Below are 12,327 nucleotides of genomic sequence, written 5' to 3'. Positions count from 1 at the left end.
TTTCGTCCGGCATCGTCGGTTCCTCTCTGCGAACGACCGCGGTGGCGCGCGCGGCGCCACGGCACGGGTCCGGTTCGGTGTCGGCGGGCTGCGGTCAGGGCTGGGTGCGCCTGCCGAGCTCGTTGTCGATGAACGTCAGCAGGTCGTCGGCGCTCGCCCCTTGGATGCGCTCGCCCACCGCGGGTTCCGCGGTCTCCTCGTCGCCGTGCCGCGCGGTGTCGCCGTAGCGCTCCAGCAGGCCGTGCAACCGGGTGGTGACCTCGCGGCGGACCTCGGCGCCGGACTCGGAGGCGGCGAGGGCGTGCTCCAGGTGGTCCAGCTCGGCGAGCAGCGCCGTCCCGCCCAGTCCGGCGGAGCGGTTCGGCCCGCCGGGTCCGGCGGGTCCGCCCGCGTGGTCGGCGTCGTCCGCGCCGCCGAGCTCGGCGGCGAGCACTCCCGCCACCGCGAGCGGCGTCGGGTGGTCGAAGACCAGCGTGGAGGGCAGCCGCACCCCGGTCGTCGCGGCGAGCCGGTTGCGCAGTTCCACGGCGGTGAGCGAGTCGAACCCGATGCGGCGGAACTCCCGCTCCGCACCGATCTCCGCCGCCGAGCCGTGGCCGAGCACCGCGGCGGCCGCATCGCGGACCAGCAGCACCAGCTCCTGCTCGCGCTCCGGGCCGCGCAGTCCGGCGAGGCGCTCGGCGAGCCCGGCCCGCTCCGCGGCGGGGTCCGCGGCCGCCGCCGACCGGCGCGTCGAGCGCACCAGTCCGCGCAGCAGCGCGGGCACCTCTCCCTGGGCGCGGGGCGCGGCCGAGCCGATGCCCAGCGGCACCACCAGCGGTTCGTCCGCGCCGATCGCGGTGTCGAACAGGGCCAGCCCGCGCTCGACCGGCAGCGGCGGCATCCCGTTGTCGCCGATGCGGCGCAGGTCCCGCTCGTCGAGCCCCGCGGTCATGCCGGCGCCCTGCTCCCACGCCCCCCACGCGAGGGACGTCGCGGGCAGCCCGCGCGACCGGCGGTACCGGGCGAGGGCGTCCAGGAACACGTTGCCCGCCGCGTAGTTGGCCTGCCCGGCGCTGCCCAGCACCCCGGACACCGAGGAGTAGACGACGAACGCCGCCAGGTCCAGGTCGGCGGTGAGCTCGTGCAGGTGCCACGCCCCGTCCACCTTCGGCCGCAGCACCGCGTCCAGCCGCTGCGGGGTCAACGCGTCGACGATCCCGTCGTCGAGGACGCCCGCGGTGTGCACCACCGCGGTCAGCGGGTGCGCGGCGGGCACCGCGCCCACCAGCTCGCGGGCGGCGTCCCGGTCCGCCACGTCGCAGGCGGCGAGGACGACCTCGGCGCCGTGCTCGGCGAGTTCGGCGCGCAGCTCCGCCGCCCCGGGCGCCTCCGGGCCGCGGCGGCTCGCCAGCAGCAGGTGCCGGACGCCGCGTTCGGCGACGAGGTGCCGGGCGAGTTCCGCCCCGAGCCCGCCGGTGCCTCCGGTGATCAGCACGGTGCCGTCCGGGTCCCAGCCGCGCGGGACGGTGAGCACGATCTTGCCGGTGTGCCGGGCGAGGCTCATGTGCCGGAACGCCTCCGGCGCCCGCCGCACGTCCCAGGTCCGCACCGGCAGCGGCCGCAGCGCGCCGGAGTCGAACAGGCCGAGCACCGCGCGCAGCATCTCCTGGATGCGGTCCGGGTCGACCAGCCCGAGGTCGAACGAGCGGTACCGCACCCCGGGCACGTCCGCGCGCAGATCCGTCTTGCCCATCTCGACGAACCGGCCGCCGCTGGGCTGCAACCGCAGCGAGGCGTCGATGAACTCCCCGGACAGCGCGTTGAGCACCACGTCGATGCCGCCGTCCCCGGCGACCCGCGCGAACGCCGCCTCGAACGCGGTGTCGCGGGAGGAGGCGATGTGGTCGTCCGCGACGCCCAGCGACCGCAGCACGTGCTGCTTGCCCTCGCTGGCGGTGGCGAACACCTCCGCCCCGAGGTGGTGGGCCAGCTGGATCGCCGCCATGCCCACGCCGCCCGCTCCCGCGTGCACGAGCACCTTCTCGCCGGCGCGCAGGCCCGCCAGATCCACCAGGCCGTGGTAGACGGTGAGGAAGACCAGCGGAACCGAAGCGGCGGTCGGCCAGGACCACGCCGCGGGTACCCGCGCCAGGAACCGCTCGTCGACCGTCCCCAGTGGACCGAAACCGCCGAAGACCATGCCCAGCACCCGATCTCCGGGCCGCAGGTCGACGACTTCGGGGCCGGTGTCCACCACGACCCCGGCCGCCTCCGAGCCGAACGGGCCCGTCTCGCCCGGGTACATGCCGAGCGCGTTGAGCACGTCCCGGAAGTTCACCCCGGCGGCTTCGATCCGCACCCGCACGTCCCGGCCGGTCAGCGGTTCCGCGGCCTGCGGGAACGGGACGAGTTCGAGGTCGTCCAGGCTGCCCCCGGCCGCGCTGTCCAGGTGCCAGGGCGTCCCGGCGGGCGGGACGAGCGAGCCCGCGGTGGCCAGCGGCGCCAGCCGCGCCACGTGCGGTTCGCCGCCGCGGAGCACGGCTTGCGGTTCGTCGGCGGCGACCAGCCCCGGTACCACCGCGGGCACCTCGGCGGCGGAACCGCCGGGCACCGCGCCGTCCGGTCCGGCACCGCTGCGCGCCGCGCCACTCGCGGTGCCCAGGTCGTCCGAGTCGCTCAGCTCGCCCGAGCCGTCCAGGCCGCCCGCGCCGCCCGGCTCACCCAGGTCGCCCAGGTCGTCCAGGTCGTCCAGGTCGAGCAGCAGGAACCGGCCCGGGTGCTCGGCCTGCGCGGACCGCACCAGGCCCCACGCGGAAGCCGCCGCGAGGTCCGCGCCGGGGCCGTCGGCCACCGCGCCGCGGGTGACGAACACCAGCCGGGCGGCCGCGAACCGGTCCTCCGCGAGCCACTGCCGGACCAGCTCCAGCACCCGTCCGTTCAACGCGCGCACCTCGTCCGGGCTCGTCCGCGCACCGCGCAGCGGGACCGCCACGAAGTCCGGTACCGGGTCCGGCAGCTCGGCGAGGGAGGCGATCACCTCCGGGACGCCGAGACCGAACTCGTCCGGGCCCAGCACCGCCCAGCGCGCGGCGGGCGGGATCGCGGCGGCGCCGCGGTGCGGCACCCAGTCGACGTGGAACAGCGAGTTCAGCTCGTCCTGCCCGGCGGGTGCCGCCGCAGCCGGGCCGGCCTCGCGCAGCACCAGGGAGTCCACCGACAGCACCGGGATGCCCTGCGGGTCGGCGGCGACCAGCCGCACGGAATCCCGGCCGCTGCGGGTGATCCGCACCCGCAGCACCGCGGCACCGGAGGCGTGCAGCGAGGCACCGCTCCAGGAGAACGGCAGCAACCCGCGGCCGTCGTGCTCGGCGGCGGCGAACACCGTGGCGTGCAGCACCGCGTCCAGCAGCGCCGGGTGCAGGCCGTAGGACTCGGCGTCGCGGACCTCCGCGGGCAGCCGCACCTCCGCGAAGTGCTCCTCGCCGCGCCGCCACACCGCGCGCAGCCCGCGGAACACCGGCCCGTAGTCGAGCCCGGTCGCGGCGTAGTCGTCGTACAGCGACGCGATGTTCACCTCGGACGAGCCGGGCGGCGGCCAGGCGGAGGCGTCGAAGTCGAGCACGTGCTCCGGTTCGGCGAGCAGCCCGGTGGCGTGCCGGGTCCACGGCGCGCCCGGGTCGTCGGCGGGCCGGGAGTGCAGCCGCAGTTCGCGGCGGCCCGCGTCGTCGGCCGCGTCCACCCGCAGCTGCACCTGCACCGCTCCGGGTGCCGGCAGCACCAGCGGCGCGGCCAGCGTCAGGTCCTCGACCTGGGCGCAGCCCACCTGGTCGGCGGCGCGCACCGCGAGCTCCAGGAAACCGGTGCCGGGGAAGAACACCTGACCGCCGACCACGTGGTCGGCCAGCCACGGGTGGGTGGCCAGCGAGAGCCTGCCGGTGAACAGCACTCCGCCGCCGTCGGCCTCGTCCACCGCGGCCCCCAGCAGCGGGTGCTCGGCCTCGGCCAGCCCCAGCCCGGCGGCGTCCCCGGCTCGCGGCGCGGCGTCCGGCCAGTACCGCTCGTGCTGGAACGCGTAGGTCGGCAGCGCGACGCGCTCGGCGCCACCGGCGAAGAACTCGGCCCAGTCGACCGGGACCCCGGCCACGTGCAGCCGGGCCAGCGCGGTCGCCGCGTTGGTGCGGTCGTCGCGGTCGCGGCGCAGCACCGGGATCACCGGGGTGTCCGGGTCCAGGGTCTCCTGCGCCATCGAGCACAGCGCGCTGTCCGGGCCCACCTCCAGGAACACCGAGGCGCCGTCGGCGGCGAGCGCGCGCACCCCGTCCGCGAACCGCACCGGTTCGCGCACGTGCCGGACCCAGTGCTCCGGGTCGGCGAGCTCCGCGGCGGTGGCGGTCCGGCCGGTCAGGTTCGACACCAGCGGCAGCCGCGGCCGGCCGAAGGTGCAGCGCCGCACCACGGCCCGGAACTCGTCGAGCACCGGGTCCACCAGCGGCGAGTGGAACGCGTGGCTGACCGCGAGCCGGGTGGTCGTGCGGCCGTCCGCGTCGAGCCGCTGCCGCACCGCGTCCAGCTCGTCCGCGGCGCCGGAGAGCACCACCGAGCCGGGGGCGTTCACCGCGGCCACCGCGACCCGGTCGGTCAGCAGCGGCGCCACCTCGTCCTCGGTGGCGCGGACCGCGAGCATCGCGCCGCCGTCGGGCAACGCCTGCATGAGGCGGCCGCGGGCGGCGACGAGCGCGGCGGCGTCCGGCAGCGACAACACCCCGGCGACGTGCGCCGCGATGATCTCGCCGAGGGAGTGCCCGGCCACGAAACCGGCGGTGACGCCCCAGGATTCGAGCAGCCGGTGCAACGCCACCTCGACGGCGAACAGCGCGGGCTGGGCGTATCCGGTGCGGTCCAGCAGCGCGGCGTCGGCGCTGCCGGGCTCGGCGAACAGCAGCTCGCGCAGCGGCCGGTCCAGGTGCGGGTCGAGTTCGGCGAGCACTTCCGCCAGCGCTTCGGCGAACGCGGGGAACCGCGCGGCGAGCTCCCGCCCGGCGCCGGCGCGCTGGGCGCCCTGCCCGGAGAACAGCACGGCGAGCTTCGCCGGTCGCTCCACCAGCCCGCGGTGCGCGCCGGCCGCGGTGCCGTCGAGCCACCCAGCGAGCGCGTCCCGCAGCTCGGTCCGGTCGGCACCGACCGCGGCCAGCCGGTGCTCGCAGGCGGTGCGGGTGGTGGCCAGCGAGAACGCCACGTCCTCGGCGCGGGCGCCCGGGTGCGCGTCGAGGTGCGCGAGCAGCGCGCCCACCTGGTCGCGCAGCGCCTGCTCGGTGCGGCCGGAGACCAGCCACGGCACCGGGCCGGGCGGGGCAGCGGCGGGACCACCAGCGGACGCGGCGACGGCGGAACCGGCGTCCGCGAGCGCACCGGCTCGGCCGTCCCCGGACGGGGCGTCGTCCGGCGGCGTTTCGGCGGCGTCCGCGGTGTCCTCCGGGGCCTGCTCCAGGATCGCGTGGGCGTTGGTCCCGCTGACCCCGAACGAGGACACCGCCGCACGGCGCGGCCTGCCGGTCTCCGGCCACGGTTCGGCGGCCGCGAGCAGTTCGACGGCGCCGGACGACCAGTCCACGTGCGAGGACGGCGGATCGCAGTGCAGCGTGCGGGGCAGCACGCCGTGCCGCATCGCCTGCACCACTTTGATCACCCCGGCGACGCCCGCGGCGGCCTGCGCGTGCCCGAGGTTGGACTTGATCGACCCCAGTCGCAGCGGTTCGGCTCGATCCTGCCCGTAGGTCGCCAGCAGGCTGCTCGCCTCGATCGGGTCGCCCAGCGAGGTGCCGGTGCCGTGCGCCTCCACCAGATCGACGTCCGAAGTGGACAGTTCGGCGGCGGAGAGGGCCTGCCGGATCACCCGCTGCTGGGCACGCCCGCTCGGGGCGGTGAACCCGTTCGAGGCACCGTCGGAGTTCACCGCGGAGCCGCGCACCAGCGCCAGCACCGGGTGCCCGTTGCGGCGCGCGTCGGAGAGCCGCTCCAGCACCAGCACCCCGACGCCCTCGGCCCAGCCGGTGCCGTCCGCGGCGTCGGAGAACGCCTTGCACCGGCCGTCGGTGGCGAGCCCGCCCTGCCTGCTGAACTCCAGCAGCGCGCCCGGCGTGCACATCACGTTCACGCCCCCGGCCAGCGCCAGCGAGCACTCCTCGGCCCGCAGCGCGTGCACCGCCTGGTGCACGGCCACCAGCGAGGACGAGCAGGCGGTGTCCACGGTGACCGCCGGGCCTTCCAGCCCCAGCTCGTAGGACAACCGGCCGGACACGGCGCCTGCCGCGATGCCGGTGCCCACGTCGCCGTCGGCGTCGGCCAGCGAGCGCACCACCAGGTAGGCGTAGTCCTGCCCGTTGGTGCCGATGAACGCGCCGGTGCGGGTGCCGCGCAGCGCGGCCGGGTCGATCCCGGCGCGTTCGACGGCCTCCCAGGACACCTCCAGCAGCAGCCGCTGCTGCGGGTCCATGGACAGCGCCTCGCGGGGCGAGATGCCGAAGAAGCCGGGGTCGAAGTCGGCGACGCCGTCGAGGAAACCGCCGCGTCGGGTCACCTCGTTGCCGCGCGCGTCGGTGCCCGCGTCCCGCAGCTCCGCCAGGTCCCAGCCGCGGTCCGCGGGGAACTCGCCGATGGCGTCACCGCCCGAGTCGACCAGTTCCCACAGCTGCTCCGGGGAGCGGATCCCGCCCGGGTAGCGGCAGCCCATCGACACGATCGCGATCGGCTCGGACCGCTGCGCGAGGAGCCGGTGGTTCTGCCTGCGCAGCCGCTCGGTCTCCTTCATCGACGCGCGGAGTGCCTTTTCGACCTGCGCCTGCCGGTCCACCGAGGCGTGCTCGCCAGAGGTCATCATCAACTCCGTGGGTCGGTCTCGACATCAGTCGGTCTCGACGGCACCGTCGAGCGCCGCCTGCACGAGGTCGTCGAGTGCCATCGCGTCGATCGACTCGTCGGATCCGGTCTCGGTGCCGTCGGCGTGCTCGCCGTCCGGCCCGTCCAGCCCGTCCAGCGCCTCCAGGACGCCGGCGGCGCGCAGCGCGGACAGCGGTGCGGTGGCCAGCAGCCGCCGGATCCGCGCCTCGTCCGCGTCGTCCGCGGCCGGGTCGCCGCCGATGCCGAGCTCGGCGAGCAGGTGCTCGGCCAGGTCGGCGGGCGTCGGGTGGTCGAAGACCATCGTCGCGCCGAGCCGCAGGCCGCTCGCGGCACCGAGCCGGTTGCGCAGCTCCACGGCGGCCAGCGAGTCGAAGCCGAGTTCCCGGAACGCCCGGTCGGGGCCGACGGAGTCCGGGCCGGGGTGCCCGAGGATGTCGGCGCTGTGCTCGCGGACCAGGTCCAGCAGCACGTCCCGGCGGCGCCCAGCGGGCAGTTCGGCGAGCTCGGCGCGCAGCGAGCCGCGGTCGGCGGGTGCCGGTGCGGCGTGCTCGGCGTGGCCGGGCAGTTCGCGCAGCAGCGGGCTGGGGCGGGTCGCGGTGAACGCGCGGGCGAACCGCTCGCCGACCGCGGCGACCAGCGGTGCCGGTTCCGGCCCGGTGGCGAGTTCGTCGAGCGCCCGCAGCGCCAGGTCGGGCCGCATGGCGTCCACGCCACCGCGCTGGGCGCCGTCCGCCGCGTCCTGCCCGGCGGCCATCCCCGCACCGGCCCAGGCGCCCCAGGCGATGGAGGTGGCGGGCAGCCCGGCGGCGTGCCGCTGCTCGGCGAGCGCGTCGAGCACCGCGTTCGCGGCGGCGTACCCGGCCTGCCCGGCGTTGCCGACGGCGGCCGAGGCGGAGGAGAACAGCACGAACGCGGTCGGCTCGTGCTCGCGGGTGAGCTCGTCGAGCAGCAGCGCGCCGGTGACCTTGGTGCGCAGCACCGCGTCGAACCGGTCGGGGGTGAGCCCGTCGAGCACCCCGTCGTCGAGCACCCCGGCCGCGTGCACCACGCCGGTCAGCGGGTGCGCGGCGGGGATGCCGTCGAGCACGGCGGCCAGCGCGTCCCGGTCGGCGACGTCGCAGGCTTCGACGGTGGCGGAGGTGCCGAGCTCGGCGAGTTCGGCGCGGAGTTCCACGGCCCCGGGCGCGGCCGCACCGCTGCGGCTGAGCAGCACCAGGTGCTGCGCGCCGGCCGCGGCGAGGTGCCGGGCGACCTGGGCGCCGAGGGCGCCGGTGCCGCCGGTGACGAGCACGGTGCCGGTGGGGTTCCACCGCTGCGCGGGCCGTTCGGGCGCGGGCAGCAGCCGGCGGCCGAGGGTGGCACCTGGCCGCACCGCGACCTGGTCCTCGCCGTCGAGCCCGGCGAGCACCGCCGCGAACCGTCCGGCGGTGTCCGCGTCGAGCTCCGCGGGCAGGTCGATCAGCCCGCCCCAGCGGTCGGGGTGTTCGAGCGCGGCGACGCGGCCGAGCCCCCACGCGGCGGCCTGGGCCGGGTGCGGCACGGGTTCGCCGCGCCCGGTGGCGACGGCACCCCGGGTGACCGTCCACAGCGGCGCGTCGAGTCCGGCGTCACCGAGGGCTTGCAGCAGGGTCGCGGTGCGCGCGGGCCCGACCGGCGCGGCGCGCCCGGTGTCGGTGGTGGCGAGCAGCGAGACCACGCCGTCGATGGCGCGTCCGCCGGTCGCCTCGCGAAGCAGGCCGGTCCAGGCGGCCCGGTCAGGGGCGTCGAGTTCGACGCGCACCGCGTCGTCGAACGCGCCGAGCACGTCGGCGACCTGCTCGGCGCCGCCCGCGGGCAGCACCAGCAGCCAGGTCCCGGTGGGCCGTGCCGTCGATGCGGTGAGCGCCTTCCAGCCGAAGCGGTGCCGCCAGGAGTCGACGATCGACTGCTCCTGCTGCCGTTCCCGCCAGCCGGACAGCGCGGGCAGCACCGCGGACAGCGCGGTGCCGGGCACGTCGAGTTCGGCGGCGAGCTCGTCGTAGTCGGCGTCGGCGACCGCGCTCCAGAACGCGGTGTCGGATGCCGCTGCGGCAGCGGGGTTCTCCAGCGCGGGAGCCGTGGTCTCCGGCCAGAAGCGCTCGTGCTGGAACGGGTAGGTCGGCAGGTCGGCGCGGCGGGCGCCGCTGCCCGCGAAGAACTCGGTCCACCGCGGCGTGGTCCCGCTGGTGTGCAGCCGGGCCAGCGCGGTGATCGCGGTCTGCGCCTCGTCCCACCCGGCGCGCTGCGCGGGGACCACGTCGCCCTCGCCGTCGAGGGTTCCGGTGACCAGTGCGGAGAGCACCGCGTCCGGCCCCACTTCGCACCAGGTGCCGACGCCGCGGTCGGCGAGGGTGCGGACGCCGTCGGTAAACCGCACGGCGTGGCGCACGTGGTCCACCCAGTAGCCGGGGTCGCACAGCTGCTCGGCGGTGGCGACCCCACCGGTCAGGTTCGACACGACGGGGATCGCCGGGACGGCGTAGCCGACTTCCCGCGCGGTGCGGCCGAATTCCTCCAGCATGGTGTCCATCAGAGGTGAGTGAAACGCATGGCTGACTCGCAAACGCTTAGTCTTTCGCCCGTTCGCCGCGAACCCCTCGGCGAGCTCGCGCACGTCCGGCTCGTCCCCGGCGAGCACCAGCGCGGTCGGGCCGTTGACGGCGGCGATCGCGACCCGCTCGGTGAGCAGCGGCACGACCTCCTCCTCGGTGGCCTGCACCGAGATCATCGCCCCGCCGGCGGGCAGCGCCTGCATCAGCCGGGCCCGGGCGCCGACGAGCTTCGCGGCGTCCGGCAGCGAGAACACGCCCGCGACGTGCGCGGCGGCCAGTTCGCCGATGGAGTGCCCGGTGAGGAAGTCCGGTCGCACGCCCCAGGATTCGAGCAGCCGGTAGAGCGCGACCTCGAACGCGAACAGCGCGGGCTGGGTGAACCCGGTCTCGTCGAGCAACACCGCATCGGCGCTGCCCGGATCGGCGAACATGATCTCGCGCAACGGCCGCTCCAACTCCAAGTCGAAGTGCGCGCACACCTCCTCCAGCGCGGCCGCGAACACCGGGAACCGGGCGGCCAGCTCGCGGCCCATCCCGGCGCGCTGCGCGCCCTGACCGGAGAACAGGAACGCGAGCTTGCCGGGTTTGGCGCCGCCGCCGCGCAGCAGGTTCGGCGCGGTGCCACCGCCGGCGAGCGCGGTGAGCCCGGCGCGCAACTCGGTGCGGTCGGTGGCGAGCACGGCGGCCCGGTGTTCGAAGTGCGCGCGGGTGGTGGCCAGCGAGCACGCCAGGTCGGCCAGGTCGGTCTCGGTGCCCAGCAGCAGTTCCGCCTGCGCCCGCAGGGCTTCCGGGGTGCGCGCGGAGACGACGACGGGCAGCGGGCCGGGGTCCGCGACCGGTTCCGGCGGCGCCCCGGCGTCCGGGGCCTGTTCGAGGACCACGTGCGCGTTGGTGCCGCTGGCACCGAAGGAGGACACGGCGGCGCGGCGCGGGCGACCGGTGCTCGGCCACCCGGTGCGTCCGGTGAGCAGTTCCACCGCTCCCGAGGACCAGTCGACGTGCGTGGAGGGCCGGTCCACGTGCAGCGTCCTCGGCAGTTCGCCGTGCCGCATCGCCAGCACCGACTTGATGACGCCCGCGACGCCGGAAGCGGCCTGGGTGTGCCCGATGTTCGACTTGATCGAGCCGAGCAGCAGCGGGGCGTCCCGGTCCTGGCCGTAGGTGGCCAGCAGCGCCTGCGCCTCGATCGGATCGCCGAGCGAGGTACCGGTGCCGTGCGCCTCGACGGCGTCCACATCGGACGGTGCGAGGCCGGCGGCGGCGAGCGCCTTGCGGATCACCCGCTGCTGGGACAGCCCGTTCGGCGCGGTGAGCCCGTTCGAGGCCCCGTCCGAGTTGACCGCGGACCCGCGCAGCACCGCCAGCACCTGGTGCCCGTGCCGCCGCGCGTCGGAGAGCCGTTCCACGACGAGCATCCCGACGCCTTCGGACCAGCCGGTGCCGTCGGCGGTGTCGGCGAAGGCGCGGCAGCGCCCGTCCGGGGACAACGCGCCCAACTCGCCGAACTCGACGAAGCCGACCGGGGTGGACATCACCGTCACGCCGCCGGCGAGCGCGACCGAGCACTCCCCGGTGCGCAGCGCCTGCACCGCCTGGTGCAGGGCGACCAGCGAGGACGAGCAGGCGGTGTCCACGGTGACGGCGGGGCCTTCCAGCCCGAAGGTGTAGGCGAGCCGCCCGGAGATGAGGCTGGCGGACTGCGCGGTCTGGGCGTGCCCGACCTGCCCCGCCGGTGGCCGGTAGTCGCCGGAGCCGCCGCCGACGAACACGCCGGCGTCGGTGCCGCGCAGCTGCGCCGGGTCGATCCCGGCGCGTTCCCACGCCTCCCACGCGGCTTCCAGCACGATGCGCTGCTGCGGGTCCATCACCATCGCTTCGCGCGGCGAGATGCCGAAGAAGCCGGGGTCGAAGTCGGCGACGTCGTGGAGGAATCCGCCTTCCTTGGTGCCCAGCGCGGTCAGGTCCCAGCCGCGGCCGGTGGGCGCGGGACCGATGGCGTCGGTCTCGTCGAGCAGCAGCCGCCACAGGTCCTCGGGCGAGCGGACGCCGCCCGGGTAGCGGCAGCTCATGCCGACGATGGCGATCGGGTCGTCGTCCGGTGCCGCGACGGCCGCGACGGGCTCGGTGCCGGGACGGGTGCCGGTGAGCTCGGCGAGCAGGTGCGCGGCGAGCGCGTCCGGCGTCGGGTGGTCGAACACCAGCGTCGCGGGCAGGGCGAGGCCGGTGGCCGCGCCGAGGGCGCCGCGCAGGTCCACGGCGGTGAGCGAGTCGAAGCCGAGGTCCCGGAACGGCAGGTCCGGTTCGACGGCGTCGGCGCCGCCGTGCCCGAGGACGTCCGCGGCGGCGGTGCGCACCAGGGCGAGCAGCCGCTCGGCGCGCTCCGGTTCGCCGAGCGCGGCGAGTTCCTCGCGCAGCGAGCCGCCGTCCTCGGTCGCGGTGTCGCCGAGCGCGGCCGCGGGGATGTCGTCGAACAGCGCGCTGCGCCGCGTCGCGCTGAACGCGGGCGCGAAGGTCTCCCACCGCACGTCGGCGAGCACGAGCGAGCGCTCCGGTCCGCCCAGGGCGCGGCCGAGCGCGGTGGCGGCCAGGTCCGGGTCCAGCGCGGGGAGCCCGTTGGCCCGGCGGTGCGCCGCCGACCCGTCCGAAGTGGACTCCCAGGCGCTCCAGGCGAGCAGCCGGGCGGGAACGCCGTCGGCGGTCAGGCGGTGCACCAGCGCGTCGAGCCGGGCGCCGTCCGCGGCGGCCTGCTGCTGCCCGCGCACGCCCCACACCGCGGCGATCGACGTCATGAGCACGACCGCGTCGAGGGGCTGCCCGGCGAGCAGCGCCACCAGCCGCTCGGCGTCCGCGACCGGGTCGTCCCCGGCGGCGGCTTGCA

General features: G+C 76.5%; 1 protein-coding gene and 1 pseudogene. Both read right to left on the bottom strand.

Annotation, left to right across the window (positions count from 1 at the left end; all coding sequences use genetic code 11):
• Positions 1-94: 94 nt before the first annotated feature.
• Positions 95-6,790 (bottom strand): annotated as a pseudogene (locus H1226_RS08080) (SDR family NAD(P)-dependent oxidoreductase); the annotation flags it as partial.
• Positions 6,791-6,883: 93 nt separating this feature from the next.
• The gene (locus tag H1226_RS28425) at positions 6,884-12,244 is read right to left on the bottom strand and encodes a type I polyketide synthase (RefSeq protein WP_455363831.1); all 5,361 of its coding nucleotides are present in this window, start codon (positions 12,242-12,244) and stop codon (positions 6,884-6,886) included.
• Positions 12,245-12,327: the final 83 nt, after the last annotated feature.

It is taken from the genome of Saccharopolyspora gregorii (genome assembly GCF_024734405.1).
In the GTDB taxonomy this organism is placed as follows: domain Bacteria; phylum Actinomycetota; class Actinomycetes; order Mycobacteriales; family Pseudonocardiaceae; genus Saccharopolyspora_C; species Saccharopolyspora_C gregorii.
Note: the sequence above shows the minus strand (reverse complement) of the source record. Positions and strands in the feature narration are given on the sequence as shown.